Here is a 14,482-nt window from a genome sequence, read left to right on the forward strand (position 1 = left end):
GCGGGGAAGACCACTTTCAGTCCCGAGCAGCACCCTCGACGATTAGACGCGGGCTAGCCGAAATCCGGTTCCCTGGTTTCTTCAAGATTTTTTCTGCGGATGTTCTACCCCGCTTACCTGGGGTTTCGCCCGCAGGAGGCAATCTAGGCAGCCGAACGGGTAGGAGCGCGGGCCTGGACACGGCCGCAGGCGAGAGGGACTAGCGTGATCCGCATGGAACAAATACGTCGAGAACGCCGCCAGGGCCAGGCCGTGGTCCGCGGCAACCTCGTCCCCACCTCCACCCATGACGAGCGGCTGCTCGCCCGTCAGGGACCCTCCGATTGGGTTCACATGGACCCGTGGCGAGTGCTGCGCATCCAGGCGGAGTTCGTCGAAGGATTCGGGCAGCTGGCCGAGCTGCCGCAGGCGGTCACGGTCTTCGGCTCGGCGCGCACCGGCCCCGACTCGCCCGACTACGAGCTGGGACGGGCACTCGGCCGGGCGCTGGCCGAGGCCGGCTACGCCGTGATCACGGGCGGCGGGCCCGGTGTCATGGAGTCGGCCAACCGGGGCGCGCGTGACGTGGAGGGCGCGATCTCGGTCGGGCTCGGCATCGAGCTGCCGTTCGAGCAGCGCATGAACGACTATGTGGACCTCGGCATCGAGTTCCGCTACTTCTTCGTGCGCAAGACGATGTTCGTGAAGTACTCGTGCGGTTTCATCGCCCTGCCCGGCGGCTTCGGCACGCTCGATGAGCTCTTCGAGGCGCTGACGCTGGTGCAGACCCGCAAGGTCACGTCCTTCCCCGTGGTGCTGATGGGCTCCGAGTTCTGGGGCGGGCTGCTGGAGTGGATCAAGGGCACCCTGCTGGGCAGCGGCAAGATCGCCCCCCAGGACCTCGGCCTGATCACCGTCACCGACGACCCCGTCGAGGCCGTGCGCCTCATCGCGGACGCCGACCGGGCACGATCCCTGCAGCGTGAGGAAGAACGCGAGGCCGCCGCCGCGCAGACCGCGGAGCCCCAATAGGCTTCCTCACCGTGAACATCTGCGTCTTCTGCGCCTCCAGCCTGCACATCGACGACAAATACCTCGAGCTGGCCGGGCAGGTGGGCACCGAACTCGCCAAGCGCGGGCACACCATCGTGAGCGGCGGCGCCACCGTCTCCTGCATGGGCGCCGTCACCTCGGCCGCCCGTGCCGCCGGCGGGCGCACGATCGGCGTGATCCCCCAGGTCCTGGTGGACATCGAGATCGCGGACGAGGAGTCGGACGAGCTGATCGTCACGACCGGCATGCGCGAGCGCAAGGGCCTCATGGACGCCCGCTCCGACGCGTTCCTCGTGCTGCCCGGCGGCATCGGCACGTTGGAGGAGCTGTTCGAGATCTGGACCGCGCGCACGATCGGCATCCACGACCGTCCCCTGGTGGTCCTCGACCCCTGGGGCCTGTTCGAGCCGCTCAGGCAGCTGATCAGCAACATGTACGACGAGGGCTTCACCCGGGCAGCCGTCTTCGACGCGATCTCCTGGACCACCACGGTCGAGGAGGCGATCAGCCGCCTGGAGGCCCGCCCCCGCCCGGTCCGGCCCAGCCTCACCGAGCTCGGCGAGTCCACCGGCTGACCAGCGCACTGTCCGCCCGGACAGGCATGGGCTGAGGCAAGTGCGCACCTCATGCCCCGATGGTATGAGTACGATGCCAATGTGCTGGTCATACTCGCCATCGCCGCCATCGCCATCCTGGCCTGCGTGGTCCTGGTCTCCCTCGGCAGGGGCGGAGAGCTGACCGAGTTCCCGCCCGACGTGCCGCCGCTCGACCTGCCCGAGCCGGGGCAGCTCACGGCGGTCGACTTCATGGCGCTCCAACTGCCGGTCAACCTTGTCGGCTACCACACGGCGAGCGTCGATGAGACCCTGCGCCGGGCCGCCAACGCGATCAGCGCCCGGGACACCAGGATCGCGGTGCTGGAGCAGCGGGTCTCCGAGCTGCTGTCGAGCCGGCTACACGCGCGCCAGGAGGTGTACGCGGCGCCGGGCGGCGCTCTGCGTACCGATCACTCGCCCGAGGCGCCGGCCGTCGCCAGGGAGCTGCCGGAGTCGGGTGATCCCATGTCGGCGAGCGGGACGACGCTGTCCTGGGACCAGGGCGCGAAGGCGGCGCACGCGCAGGGAAGCCCGGAGTGGCGACTGCAGGCGGGCAACGGCGCGGCCTCCTCCGCCGAGGAGCCTTCCGCGGGCGACGGCCCGGCTTTCTATGACGAGGAGCCGTCCGTCGGCGGAGAGGCCGCCGACCGGCCCGATGCCCTCGACGATCAGGCGCACGATCTCGACCACGAGCCCGGCGAGACGGCCGACGAGGCGAAGGCCGGGGACGAGGCCGGCGCATCGGACGAGCCGGAGGGCGAGACCGGGGCCGCCGAGCAGCGCGTACGCGCCACGTTGGGCAAGGACGGGGACGAGCGTCCGTGACCGAGCCCATCCGCTGCAGCTGGGCGGGCACGTCGGACCCGATCTACCTGGCCTACCACGACGAGGAGTGGGGTCGCCCGCTCAACGGCGACGACGCGGTGTTCGAGCGGGTCACGCTGGAGGCGTTCCAGTCGGGCCTGTCGTGGCTGACGATCCTGCGTAAGCGGGACAACTTCCGCGCCGCGTTCGACGGCTTCGCCATCCCCAAGGTGGCCGCCTATTCCGAGCGGGACGTGGAGCGGCTACTCGGCGACGCGGGCATCGTCCGCAACCGCGCCAAGATCGAGGCGGCGGTCCACAACGCCAGGGCCGCGCTCGACCTCCCCGACGGCCTGTCGGAGCTGGTGTGGCGCTTCGCCGACCCCGGCGCGCCGGTGCCCAAGACGATGGCCGACGTGCCCGCCACCACGCCCGGCTCCAAGGCGCTGGCCAAGGAGCTGAAGAAGCACGGCTTCAAGTTTGTCGGCCCGACCACGGCCTACGCGCTCATGCAGGCCATCGGCCTGGTCAACGACCACCTCCAGGACTGCGTGGCGCGTACACGCTGAGCTCGGCCGTGTGGGTGCGCCCGAGCGACCCGCCGAGCGCGACGGTGACGGCCGGATGTCCTCCCGGCCGTACCGACACGGTGTCGTCGGCCCGGGCGACGCCGCGTGCCGGGCGGTCGAGCGTCACGGTCACGGCGTCCACGGTCCGGCTCGGATCGGCCACGGCCAGGACGACCCGCCCGCCGGCCCGCCGCACGAGCAGCGTGCAGGGCGCGTCCACGCGGACGCCGTCGACCTCGCCCGCCGCCCAGAACGTGGCGGCCAGCAACCCGCGCGCCCGCACGGCCTGGACCAGCGGCGTATTGGCCGCCACCCGGATGGGACGCGACCCGCGGAAGGCGCGCGTGCGCTCGCGCGAGGCGTTCGGCAGCAGCACGTAGGAGTAGGAGGCGTCCACGGGGTCGACGCCGTGGTCGAACCAGAAGGTCACGTAGCGCCGTGTGACGGGGCGGGAGGCGCCACGCGTGTCCTCGCCCGCGTTGATGTCGCGCCACCTGGCCGTGCGCGTCTCGACCAGGGAATGCGCCCCCTCCATCACGTAGCCGCCGACGCCCGCCAGGTGCGCCCAGCCGTCCCCCAGGTACGGCTCAGCGTCCGTGGCCCGGTTCTCCACCACGGTCTCCACGGAGTGTCCGCCGGAGCCGGTGATGCCGCTGCCCAGCGCCACCACGGCCGTGTCCAGGCAGAACCAGGACTTGCGCGCCCGCGGGCCCGCCCCGTCGCCGGTGAGCTCCATGGCGGTGGCGCCGTACCGGCCCTGGAGCACCGCGCCGCCGGCCCACGCGTTGTCCGGGCGGTCGGCGCGGAACGACAGGTCCTCGCGCTCGCGGGTGTCCACCGTGGTGCCCGGCAGCCGGTACGGGTTCACCGTCGGCCAGAAGCCGTCGCCGAACTGGCCCAGGTCGCTCGTGTAGAGGTAGGTCATGCCGTCGCCGGTGTACCAGCCGTGCGGATTCTCCCCGTTGATCGCCTCGTAGGCCGCGACGCGCCGGGACGACAGGCTGATCGCGAACGACCAGCCGGGCCGCCGGTGCACCACCCGGTCCATCGACGGGAAGACGAAGTGCCCCACGGGCCCCGGGGCGGCCTCGATCGTCTTGTCGTCCAGCACCGCGACCGCCCGCCGGGTCTCCGGCACGTCCGCCCGCTCCAGATAGGAGTGGCGGCCGCCGCGCTCGATCCAGCCCTTGGCCAGCTCCGCGAACCGGCCGCGGTACGGCTCCGGCGCGCAGCGCGCGAGCAGCAGCACGGCGCCGATCGCGGCGTGCCCGGCCACGCGGTCGGAGAACCTCTGGCGGGTGACCGCCCGCCCCCTCACGGTGTCCATCAGCAGCCCGTCGTGCACGAACGGGGCGAAGGACCGCTCGACCGCGTCGAGCACCACCGCCCGCCCGGGATCGGTCACCTCCCAGGGCGACCCGTGGAGCAGGGCCAGCGTGCCGGCGACCGCGATGAGCAGGGACAGCCCGTACGAGCCCGTGTAGGCCACGTCCCCGTGCTGGATGAACGACCCGTCGCGGTAGAAGCCGTCGCCGGACTCGACGTAGTGGAACACGCCGCCCCGCACGTCGGACAGCCCGTCGCGGGCCGCCGCCAGCTTGGCGGCGCTGCGCCCGGCCACGCCGCGCAACGCCACGATGTACGCCTTGTCCGCCAGGTTCGCCCCGGCCTCGCACGCCGCGGGGTTGCCGGCGCGGCGGCCGGCGTCCGCGCAGAACCGGTCGATCGCCCCCAGGTACGCCTCCAGCCTGCCGGCGTCGAGCCGGTCCCCGAGCAGCACGCAGGCGCGGCCCAGCTCGGCAGGCGTGCCGATCTCCCAGAACCACCAGTTGCCCGTCTCCGGGAGCCGCTCGTTGTAGTGGCGCTCGTAGAGCAGGTCGAGCGCCGCCACCACCCGCGCCGCGACGGCGTCGTCGCCGTGTTGCGCGGTGCCCGGCGTCGCCCATGCCGTGGCGATCCGCCGCAGCCGGCCGTAGCTGCCGCTCACGTTGCCCGGGCTGTCGTCCAGCGGGAGGTCCGGCCAGGTCAAGCCGGGTGTCATCGCGCCCAGCCAGCCACCGGCCCGCTCGCTGAGCCGGGCCAGGGGGCCGGCGTAGACGGGGTCGGAGGTGTCGATGTCGCCGCCGGTGAGCAGGTCGAGCGCGGTCGCCCTGAGCGTGTCGAAGTCGTGCATCCGATGGCCGCGTCACTCGCCGTGGAACGTGGGGCGTTCCTTGGCGAGGAAGGCGCGGGTGGCGTTCACATGGTCCTGTGTGGCGGCGCAGGCGTCCTGGAGCTCGGCTTCCACGGCCAGCGAGTCGGGCAGCGAGTGCGTTGCCGCGTAGGCCAGCGCGCGCTTGGTCGCCGCGTACGCCAGGGTCGGGCCCTGCGCGAGGCGTGCCGCCAGCTCCTGGGCGGTCTTCAGCACCTCGTCCGGGGGCACCACGCGTGTGACCAGTCCCAGCTCCAGAGCGCGGGGCGCGTCGAGCGGCTCGCCCAGCAGCATCAGCTCGGCGGCGCGGCCCCGCCCCACCAGACGCTGCAGCGTCCACGACGCGCCCGAGTCCGGCGCCAGGCCGATCCCGGCGAACGCCAGCGCGAACTTGGCCTTCTCCGAAGCGATCCGCAGGTCGCAGGCGAACGCCAGGGACGCGCCCGCGCCGGCGGCCACACCGTTGACCGCGGCCACCACCGGCTTGGGCATGGTGGCGATCAGCTCCACGATCGGGTTGTAGTGCCGGTGGACGGTGCCGGCCAGGCCGCGGCCCGCCTCCAGGTTGTCGGCGTGCTCGCGCAGGTCCTGGCCCGCGCAGAAGGCCCGCCCCGCGCCGGTGAGCAGAACGGCCCTGGCCGAGGGATCGCCCGCGGCCCGGCGTACCGCGTCGAGCAGGGCGTCTTTGAGCTCGGCGGTCAGCGAGTTCATCGCGTCGGGTCGGTCGAGCGTGATGGTGGCGACGGCGTCGGTCACGTCATAACGGATCAAGTCAACTCCCTGTCGACGAACGCGGCGGCTGCGGGCAGCAGCCGGGCGGCCTCCTGCTCGAAATAGGCTCTGGCCTTCTCACCGGGCCAGCCGGCGGGCAGCAGCTCGGGCGGCAGGCCGGGATCGCGGAACAGGAAGTTGCGCCATCCGTGCACGAGCCTGCTCCTTGCCGCGAACACCTGGTCGTCCGGGGCCGATTCGGGCAGCGTGCTGATCAGCGTGACAGCCTCGGCGTGCCACTGCTCGTACGCCTCGCCGATGGCCGTCAGATCCCACGCCCGCGCCACCAGCTCGCGCGGGTCGCCCTCCAGCGCCGCGTCGAACCTGTCGGCCCGCACGCCCTCGCCCTCCAGCAGGTTGTCCAGCTCGATCGACGAGCGTGGACCGATCCAGGTCGTCTCCGACAGCGCCGCGTAGCCGAGGAACGTCAGGTCGGCCCGTAACCGCTCCCTTTGCGGCCGCTCCTTGACCGGCTCCAGGACGATCATGTGCCAGCGGCCGTGCCAGGTGAGTGTCCCGGCTCGGTAAATTCTCAGGGCCGCCTCATCGAGGCGCCTGACGCATTTCGGCGTGAGCGCGTACCCGGCGCCTTGGGGGAGCCTGATCGGCCGCAGCCAGCCCTGCCGCACCATGCGCGAGACGGCCGTGCGCACGGCGGGAGCCGCTATTTCCAGGGGTTTCATGAGCCGGACGAGCGCAGCGACGGACGCCTGTCCACCGCGCGAGAGCAGGTGGTCTCCGTAGAGATCGAAGAGGGCGGCGCGAGCGTGCACGCAGTCCAGTTTGGACGTCCGCGCACTCATCGACAACGCATTCTGGGAGGAGATCGTTACCCATGAGCGCTCTCGATGCGGGAGAATGGGACATCACAGAAGACGTGAATGCGCCGACCACCCCCTCGGGAGGTCGGAAATCGCGGGCCGCGGGAGCCCAAGGCAGGAAGGGATGCACGCATGGCGGCGATGAAGCCGCGGACCGGCGATGGTCCGCTCGAGGTCACCAAGGAAGGGCGCGGCATTGTCATGCGGGTCCCCTTGGAGGGTGGCGGCCGGCTCGTCGTGGAGATCTCCGCCGACGAGGCCAAGGCGCTCGGTGAGGCGTTGAAGAACGTCGTCGGCTGAGCGCTCCCCAGAGACAACCTGATCCCACGACCCTGGCGTAATCCGGCGCCAGGGTCGCTGACGTTCGAGGAGAGATCTTCCGTGCCCATTGAGACCACTGCTTCGGTGGTCGCCGAGGTTCCGGACGACGCCGAGCTGCTGGCCGTCCCCTACGCCTCAGACCTCGACCCCGCTCACGTGGTCGAGCTGCACCTGCCCGTACGCGACCTGCTGACCCACTACGAGGCCAAGGGGGAGGCCGGGGAGATCGTCGACGTGCCGGTCGCCCGGGCCGGTGGCGTGGGCAGGGTCCTGTTCTACGGCGTCGGCGACGGGTCGCCGCGTGCGCTGCGCAAGGCCGGGGCCGCGCTGGCCCGCAGGGTCAAGGGCAGGGACAGGCTGACCGTGGTGGTGCCGGAGGGCGACGTGGCGGCGTTCGCCGAGGCGGCGTTGCTGGCGGCGTACTCGTTCAAGATCGGCAACGGGGGCAAGAAGGCCGTGCGCACGCTCGCGTTCGCCGGGGCTGACGAGGTCGTGGTGGGGCGCGCGCAGGCCGTGGCCCAGGCGGTGGCGCTGGCTCGTGACCTGGCCAACACGCCGTCCTCGGTCAAGAACCCCGCTTGGCTCGCCGAGCGGGCCGCCGAGAGCGGGCTGCCGGTGCGGGTCTGGGACGAGGAGCAACTGCAGGCCGACGGGTTCGGCGGCATCGTGGCCGTCGGGCGGGGCTCGGCCAGCCCGCCCAGGTTCATCCAGATCTCCTACACGCCTGCCGAGCCGGTCGACCGGCACGTGGTGCTGGTGGGCAAGGGGATCACCTTCGACTCGGGCGGGTTGTCGCTCAAGCCCACCGACAACATGAAGACCCAGAAGACCGACATGGCGGGCGGGGCCGTCGTGATCGCCGTCCTCGGCGCGCTGGCGCGGCTGGGCGCGCCCGTACGGGTCACCGGGCTGATCGCCGCCGCCGAGAACATGCCGTCGGGCACCGCCCAGCGGCCCAGCGACGTCATCAAGCACTACGGCGGCCGCACGGTCGAGGTGCTCAACACCGACGCCGAGGGGCGGCTCGTGCTGGCCGACGCGCTCGCCTACGCCGACGCCGTCCTCGACCCCGACGCGGTCGTGGACATCGCCACGCTCACCGGGGCGATCAGCGTGGCGCTCGGCCGAACCGTGGGCGCCGTCTACGCCTCCGACGACGTGCTGGCCAAGCAGCTCGTGGACGCCGGGCAGGCCAGTGACGACCTGCTGTGGCGGATGCCGCTGATCGAGGACTACACGCCCGCGCTGGAGTCGTCGATCGCCGACCTGGCCAATGTGGAGGCGGGGTCGAGGTTCGGGGCCGGGTCGATCACGGCGGCGTTGTTCCTGCGGGAGTTCGCCGGCCGGCGGCCGTGGGCGCACCTCGACATCGCCGGGGTCGGGCGCAGCACTGTGGACGAGGGCACCCTCAGCAAGGGCGCGACAGGCTTCGGCGTACGCGTCCTCCTGGAGTGGCTCACCCGCTCCTAAAGGTCGCGGCGCTAGTCGGAGACCTTCACGGCGGCGAGCAGGCCGTCGCCCAGGGGCATGAGCACCGAGCGCAGGCGGTCGTCCGACTGCACCAGCTTGCCCACCTCGCGCAGCGTGACCGTGTCCGGGTCGCGCTGCGCGGGATCGGCCACCCGGTTGTGCCACAACATGTTGTCGAAGGCCACAATGCCGCCCACCCGCAGCAGCCGGACCGCCTCGGCGAGGTAGTCGGTGTATTCCTGCTTCGCGCCGTCGGCGAACACCATGTCATAACCGCCGTCCGACAGCCGCGGCAGCACGTCGAGCGCCCGCCCCGAGATGAGCCGCACCCGCCCGCCGGAGAACCCCGCCTCCGCGAACGCCTGCCGGGCCAGCCTCTGGTGCTCGGGTTCGACGTCGACGCTCGTCAGCGTGCCGTCGGCGCGCATGCCGCGCAGCAGCCACAGACCGGAGACGCCGCATCCCGTGCCGATCTCCACGACCGACTTGGCGTTGACGGCGGTGGCGAGGAAACACAATGCCGCCCCGCCGCCGGGGAGGATGGGTGTGGCCCCCATCTCCAGCCCGCGCTGCCGCGCCGCGTGGATGATCTCATCCTCGTGATGAAACTGCTCCGCATAGGCCAGAGTGGCCTCCACCTGATTGGTCATCGGCCGCCTCCCCCCACTTTCGTGCGATTGGTCGCAAAGGGTCATACAGGTGATTGGCACCGATCGCAGCCTAGGGGAGACACGCCGGGACGGGAACTCAGGAGGGTCCTGAGGCGTTGCAGGTTTAAACGGGCTTTGCCGGTCCGGAGGGCAGGCAGTGCGCACGAAGGGACGAAACCAGGCACTATGGCGATAGCGGTGGTCCCAGAGAGAGGAGTTCTGGTGGACGAAAGCGACCACCAGACGGATGCTCCCGTGTCGTCTGACTGGACGCCTCCCACGTGGGAGGAAGTCGTGCGGACTCATTCCGCACGCGTGTATCGGCTCGCTTACCGGCTGACCGGCAACGTTCACGATGCCGAGGACCTCACTCAGGAGGTCTTCGTCCGGGTCTTCAGGTCGCTGTCGAGCTACACCCCCGGCACGTTCGAGGGGTGGCTGCACCGGATCACGACGAATCTGTTCCTCGACATGGCGCGGCGCAAGCAGCGCATCAGGTTCGAGGGACTGGCCGACGACGCCGCCGAGCGGCTGCGCGGCCGGGAGCCGTCACCGGCGCAGGCGTTCGACGACGCCCACCTGGAGCCCGACATCCAGGCTGCCCTCGACGCACTCGCACCCGAGTTCAGGGCCGCGATCGTGCTGTGCGATATCGAGGGCTTGTCCTATGAGGAGATCGCGGCCACGCTCGGCGTCAAGCTGGGTACGGTCCGAAGCCGTATTCACCGTGGCCGGGCGCAGTTGCGGGAGGCGCTCGACCATCGGGCCCCGCGCAATTCTCAACTCCCCCCGACCGTTATCCGTGGGGAGGAAGTCTGACATGGCTCATCTTGGAGAACGTCTTTCCGCGCTCGTCGACGGGGAGCTCAACCACCACGAACGCGAGCGCGCGCTGGCCCATCTGACCTTCTGTGCTGACTGCCGGCGCGAGGTCGAGTCGATGCGGGCGCTGAAGTCGCGCCTGCGCTCGCTCGACACCCCGGCGATGCCCACCGACCTGACGATGTCCCTGCTCCGGATGGCGGAGCCGGGCGGTCCGCTGCCGCCGAGGGAGCGCCCTTTCCCCGCGCGTACGTTCGGGGGAGTGCCCATTCCTGGGCCGCACAGCATCGCTCCCCTGGACAACCGCCCGCGCAGGGACGCGAGTGGCGGGGCTTCGGGCCCTGGCCGCGCTGGTAGGCGGCGGACCGCCTACGTCGCGGTCAGTATGGTCTCGGCCGCCGTGGCGCTCGGGACGTTCTTCGCCGTCTCCGGCGCGGGGCAGGATTCCACGACGCCGCCGGTCGAATTGTGGAGGGTGCAGCAGTCGCCGACCAACTCGCCGTCGGTCGCCACCCCGTGACGTCCGGATATGCCGGTGATGACTCCTGTTGGCGTAGTCGCCCACTCTAAGGGCATACGATCTGGGTTCGGGATTTGTTACGTGTGGGCGGAACAATCTGCTTTATGACCCTCGTATACCGCAAGAGTGAGGATTGCGGTGGCCGAGCCAAGGAGTGGTGAGACTTAGATGACCGACGAGACGCGCCCCACCGAAGGACGCATGCCGTCGGACTACCCCGAACCACTGGGGCGGCCGGAGTTCCTCCCCGCGGAGCATCCGGCCGATCAGGCTGGACAGCGGCCTGAGCCGCCCGCCTCGTTCGGCGCGTCGTGGGGTGACCCGTCGGGGTCTTCCTACGGCAGCCCATCGTTCTCCACCGGCAACCCGTACAGCGGGACGTCTCCCTACGACGCGGCCTCTTCCTATGGTGAGCCGGACAACGGCACACGGTCGTACGAGAGCCCGTCCTTCGGCGGATCTTCGGACGGCGGCACCCGGTCTTACGAGAGTCCTTCCTTCGGCCCTCCCGACGGCGGCCCCTCATTCGGCGGCCCTTCGTTCGGAGGTTCGTCCTTCGACCGGTCGGACAGCGGCCCTTCGTTCGGCCGTCCGGACGGCGGTCCTTCGTACGGTGCGCCGGACAGCGGCCCTTCGTTCGGCCGCCCGGACGGCGGTCCTTCGTACGGTGCGCCGGACAGCGGTCCCTCGTACGGCGGGCCGGGCGGTGGCCCTTCGTACGGTGCGCCGGACAGCGGTGGGCGGTCCTATGACAGCCCGCCGTTCGGAGGCGGCGGCGCTCCGCCGCCTCCGCCGCCGCGACCGCTCGGCATGGGCGCCGGCTGGGGGCCGCCGCCTCCGGGCGGGCAGGGACCGGGCGCGACGGGCCGGCGTGGTCCGGGCCTCGGCGCCCTGGTCGCGATCGCCGTGGCCATCGCCCTGGTGGCCTCCGTGCTCGGCAGCGTCGGCACGTACGTGCTCACCAAGCCGAGCAGCGGCAACGACCCCTCCTACAGCCTCGGCCCGCTGCCGACGGGCGCCACCAACCGGGCGCCGGACTCGGTGGCGGGCGTCGCCGCGCGGGTGCTGCCCAGCGTGGTCTCGCTCGAGGTCGGCAACGGCTCCAGCACCGAGGGCGCGTCCGGCTCCGGGTTCCTGATCAAGAACGGCTACGTGGTCACGAACAACCACGTGGTCTCCCTGGCCGCCCGGGGTGGCGAGATCCAGATCATGTTCAACAACCGGAAGACCACCACTGGCCGCATCGTCGGCCGTGACCCGGGCTCCGACCTGGCCGTGGTCAAGCCGGAGGAGACGTTCGGCACACCGGAGATCACCCTGGGCAACTCCGACCAGGTGGTGGTCGGCGACCCGGTGATCGCCATCGGCTCGCCGCTGGGCCTGACGGGCACCGTCACCACGGGCATCGTCAGCTCGCTGAACCGCCCGGTCATCGCCGGTGACGACACCGGCACCAGCACTGAGGAGCCCGCGTACATCAGCGCCATCCAGACCGACGCCGCCATCAACCCGGGTAACTCGGGTGGGCCACTGGTCAACAGCCGGGGCGAGGTCGTCGGCGTGAACTCGGCCATCGCCACCCTCAGCCGGTCGGTGAACAGCCAGAGCGGCAGCATCGGGCTGGGCTTCGCGATCCCGGTCAACCAGACGCGGCGGGTGGCGGAGGAGCTGATCAGCACCGGGCGGGCCAAGCGGCCCAAGATCGGCATCGTGCTGGACAAGGACTATCGGGGGCAGGGCGTGAAGATCGCGTCCGAGCCCGCCGCGGGACGGCAGCCGGTGGACGCCGGCGGGCCCGCCGACAAGGCCGGGCTCAAGGCCGGTGACATCATCATGGAGATCGACGGGCTGGCCTTGCAGGACGGGAATGAGCTGATCGCGCTGATCCGGAGCAAGGAGCCGGGATCCAAGATCACCATCAAGTATCAACGCGACGGCCAGGAACGCACCGCTTCGCTCGTCGTGGTTGCCGAGGACGAGCCCACGCCGTCGCCATCGTAAGGACATACGGCGATCATGGGGCGGGCGGCCGAGCCATGGCTGAGAGCCCTTAGTCTGTGGGTAGGCCGGGGTTCTCCTCGGATTGGACGGCTGTAGGAGCTCACGGTGTTCGGACTCGGGTGGGCGGAGATCGGGGCGCTGATCGTGCTGGCGCTGCTCGTCTTCGGTCCCGACAAACTGCCTCAGGCCGCCGCGCAGGCAGGCAAGACGCTGCGCAATCTGCGCCGGATGGCCAACAACGCCCGCGACGACCTGCGCACCGGCCTGGGCCCGGAGTTTCAAAACTTCGACCCGGCCGACCTCAACCCGCGCAACTTCGTCCGCAAGCATCTCCTCGACGACCTCGAGGAGGACTGGAACGACAAGCCGAAGGCACTGGAGCCCGCCACGACGGCCCCTTACACGGACCCGGTCGTGGACGAGCTGGGTTACGGCGAGCTCCCGCCCTACGACTCGGAAGCGACCTGACGGCCAGGCCGCGAGTAGAGTTCTGAGATGTGAGCGACATCACCACGGCCATCGAGGAAGGCGCCAAGAAGTCCGGCATCCTCTGGCTCACCCTCGACCGGCCCCGCCTGGCCTGGCATGCCTGGCACGACGGGGCGATCTACCTGGTGACCGGCGGTGAGGAGCAGCGGCTGCCCGGGCTGGAGGCCCTCGAGCGGGTTCACGTGACGCTGCGGAGCAAGGACAACGGCGCCCGGCTGGTGGAGTTCGACGCGGCGGTGTCGGTGGTGGACCAGGCCGCGGCGGCCGACGCCGTGGCCGCGCTGGCCAAGGAGCGACTCAACGCCCGCGACAGCGAGCATCTCACCGAGCGCTGGGCCGGCGAGTCCGTCGTCCTGCGCCTCACCCCCGACACCGGTGCGACCACCGAGACCTCCGCGGCCCCGGAGCGTCAGGCCCGGACGACCACGGGCTCCTCGGCCGTCGTGACCGGGGACGGCTGAGGGGACGCGGAGGCGGTCTGAGCCAGGAGAGCGCCGGACAGGACGATCAGGCCGCCGACGATCTGGAAGACGCCGAGCGTCTCGCCGAGCAGCGCCCAGGCGACCAGCGCGCCGCCGATGACCTCCAGAGTCGCCACCGTCGCGCCCACCGCGGCCGACAACCGCCGCACGGCGTTCACCCCCAGGATGTACGCGATCACGGTGGCGATCAGCACCATCCACAGGTACGCGCCGAGCACCGGCAACGTCAGCCCGTCCTCAGACGGCGTGACCGAGGCGGCGAAGGCGTCCCACGGGATGTTCCAGGGCCGGGCGAACGGGATCAGCACCACCGCCGCCCCCGCCATCCCCCAGGCGATCAGCCCGAGCGGGTCCACGTCGTCGCCGAAGCTATCGTTCATGAGGAAATATCCGGCACAGCATGCCCCGGCGATCAGCCCCAGCAGCAGCCCCAGCGCATCCAGCCGCAACCCCTGCCACGCCTCGACGACGATCCCGAGGCCTACGAACGCGACAACCGCGCCCACGTAGGCGGCCCGCGCGAGCCGGATCTTGCGCACCAGCCGCACCCAGGCCACCACCATCACCGGAGCCATGAACTCCAGCAGCAGCGCCACCCCGACGGGCAGCCGCGTGATCGCGACGAAGTACAGCGACTGCACCCCGGCCACCGCCATGACCGCGTACAGCCCGAAGAACGGCAGCCTGGACCGCGGGATCCGCAGCGCCTGCGGGCGGACCACGGCCAGCACGGCGAGCAGCAGCAGCCCCGCGCCCGCCATCCGCGTCCACACGGCCTCGATCGGCGCCAGCCCGGCGGTGATGAGGTATTTGGCCATGGGACCCGAGAACGCGAAACACCACGAAGACACGAACGCGAGCGCCAGCCCCGCATACCTCATCGCACACCACCAGCTACGTAATGACCGTTAACCGGGTTTGATACTGACACGCCGGGCGTCCC

General features: G+C 71.0%; 16 protein-coding genes. 11 read left to right on the forward strand and 5 right to left on the reverse strand.

Annotated features, from left to right (window positions below; all coding sequences use genetic code 11):
* Nucleotides 1-213 precede the first annotated feature (213 nt).
* From ACTWQA_RS20590 to ACTWQA_RS20605, 4 genes are all read left to right on the forward strand, one after another.
* A complete protein-coding gene (locus ACTWQA_RS20590; RefSeq protein ID WP_443160781.1) occupies nucleotides 214-1,011 on the forward strand; it encodes a TIGR00730 family Rossman fold protein in 798 nt (265 codons plus the stop codon).
* An 11-nt stretch (nucleotides 1,012-1,022) separates the two neighbouring features.
* On the forward strand, nucleotides 1,023-1,607 hold the full coding sequence (locus tag ACTWQA_RS20595; RefSeq protein ID WP_327588877.1) for an LOG family protein: 585 nt from the start codon (nucleotides 1,023-1,025) through the stop codon (nucleotides 1,605-1,607).
* 81 nt (nucleotides 1,608-1,688) lie between these two features.
* Nucleotides 1,689-2,453 (forward strand): hypothetical protein, encoded by a 765-nt coding sequence (locus ACTWQA_RS20600; protein WP_443160782.1) that lies wholly within the window; start codon nucleotides 1,689-1,691, stop codon nucleotides 2,451-2,453.
* Nucleotides 2,450-3,001 carry a DNA-3-methyladenine glycosylase I gene (locus tag ACTWQA_RS20605; RefSeq protein ID WP_443160783.1) on the forward strand — a complete coding sequence of 184 codons (552 nt, stop codon included), beginning with the start codon at nucleotides 2,450-2,452 and terminating at the stop codon, nucleotides 2,999-3,001. Before ACTWQA_RS20600 ends, ACTWQA_RS20605 begins: the two co-directional genes overlap by 4 nt.
* Here the strand turns inward: ACTWQA_RS20605 and ACTWQA_RS20610 are convergent.
* Genes ACTWQA_RS20610 through ACTWQA_RS20620 form a run of 3 tightly spaced genes read right to left on the reverse strand, consistent with a single transcriptional unit; the run spans nucleotide 2,961 to nucleotide 6,766 of the window.
* Nucleotides 2,961-5,174: a polysaccharide lyase 8 family protein gene (locus ACTWQA_RS20610; protein WP_443160784.1), complete on the reverse strand. Its 2,214-nt coding sequence runs from the start codon at nucleotides 5,172-5,174 to the stop codon at nucleotides 2,961-2,963. The two genes, ACTWQA_RS20605 and ACTWQA_RS20610, sit on opposite strands and share 41 nt — an antisense overlap.
* A gap of 12 nt (nucleotides 5,175-5,186) precedes the next feature.
* A complete protein-coding gene (locus ACTWQA_RS20615; protein WP_443160785.1) occupies nucleotides 5,187-5,963 on the reverse strand; it encodes an enoyl-CoA hydratase-related protein in 777 nt (258 codons plus the stop codon).
* Nucleotides 5,960-6,766, reverse strand: coding sequence for a PaaX family transcriptional regulator (locus ACTWQA_RS20620; RefSeq protein ID WP_443160786.1), 807 nt, complete (start codon nucleotides 6,764-6,766; stop codon nucleotides 5,960-5,962). The genes ACTWQA_RS20615 and ACTWQA_RS20620 overlap by 4 nt, the downstream gene beginning before the upstream one ends.
* Nucleotides 6,767-6,916: 150 nt before the next feature.
* Here ACTWQA_RS20620 and ACTWQA_RS20625 point away from each other — a divergent pair, with 150 nt between their 5' ends.
* Together ACTWQA_RS20625 and ACTWQA_RS20630 are read left to right on the forward strand one after the other, a co-directional pair.
* On the forward strand, nucleotides 6,917-7,084 hold the full coding sequence (locus ACTWQA_RS20625) for a DUF3117 domain-containing protein (protein ID WP_020545024.1): 168 nt from the start codon (nucleotides 6,917-6,919) through the stop codon (nucleotides 7,082-7,084).
* 81 nt (nucleotides 7,085-7,165) lie between these two features.
* The gene (locus tag ACTWQA_RS20630) at nucleotides 7,166-8,575 is read left to right on the forward strand and encodes a leucyl aminopeptidase (protein WP_443160787.1); all 1,410 of its coding nucleotides are present in this window, start codon (nucleotides 7,166-7,168) and stop codon (nucleotides 8,573-8,575) included.
* An 11-nt stretch (nucleotides 8,576-8,586) separates the two neighbouring features.
* Here ACTWQA_RS20630 and ACTWQA_RS20635 read toward each other — a convergent pair whose 3' ends face one another.
* On the reverse strand, nucleotides 8,587-9,225 hold the full coding sequence (locus ACTWQA_RS20635; RefSeq protein ID WP_305924003.1) for an O-methyltransferase: 639 nt from the start codon (nucleotides 9,223-9,225) through the stop codon (nucleotides 8,587-8,589).
* A gap of 186 nt (nucleotides 9,226-9,411) precedes the next feature.
* On the opposite strand from ACTWQA_RS20635, the gene sigE reads away from it, so the two are divergent.
* From sigE to ACTWQA_RS20660, 5 genes are all read left to right on the forward strand, one after another.
* Nucleotides 9,412-10,044, forward strand: coding sequence for an RNA polymerase sigma factor SigE (sigE, locus tag ACTWQA_RS20640; RefSeq protein WP_138713496.1), 633 nt, complete (start codon nucleotides 9,412-9,414; stop codon nucleotides 10,042-10,044).
* Nucleotide 10,045: 1 nt separating this feature from the next.
* Entirely contained in the window at nucleotides 10,046-10,567 is a 522-nt protein-coding gene (locus ACTWQA_RS20645) for a zf-HC2 domain-containing protein (RefSeq protein WP_443160788.1), read from the forward strand.
* 168 nt (nucleotides 10,568-10,735) lie between these two features.
* The gene (locus ACTWQA_RS20650; protein ID WP_443160789.1) at nucleotides 10,736-12,568 is read left to right on the forward strand and encodes a trypsin-like peptidase domain-containing protein; all 1,833 of its coding nucleotides are present in this window, start codon (nucleotides 10,736-10,738) and stop codon (nucleotides 12,566-12,568) included.
* Nucleotides 12,569-12,673: 105 nt separating this feature from the next.
* A complete protein-coding gene (locus tag ACTWQA_RS20655) occupies nucleotides 12,674-13,036 on the forward strand; it encodes a sec-independent translocase (protein ID WP_443160790.1) in 363 nt (120 codons plus the stop codon).
* 29 nt (nucleotides 13,037-13,065) lie between these two features.
* Nucleotides 13,066-13,518, forward strand: coding sequence for a hypothetical protein (locus ACTWQA_RS20660; RefSeq protein ID WP_443160791.1), 453 nt, complete (start codon nucleotides 13,066-13,068; stop codon nucleotides 13,516-13,518).
* On the opposite strand, the gene ACTWQA_RS20665 is transcribed toward ACTWQA_RS20660, so the two are convergent.
* On the reverse strand, nucleotides 13,467-14,420 hold the full coding sequence (locus ACTWQA_RS20665) for an EamA family transporter (RefSeq protein WP_443160792.1): 954 nt from the start codon (nucleotides 14,418-14,420) through the stop codon (nucleotides 13,467-13,469). The genes ACTWQA_RS20660 and ACTWQA_RS20665 overlap by 52 nt on opposite strands.
* Nucleotides 14,421-14,482: the final 62 nt, after the last annotated feature.

This window comes from Nonomuraea sp. 10N515B, assembly GCF_052245915.1.
In the GTDB taxonomy this organism is placed as follows: Bacteria; Actinomycetota; Actinomycetes; order Streptosporangiales; family Streptosporangiaceae; genus Nonomuraea.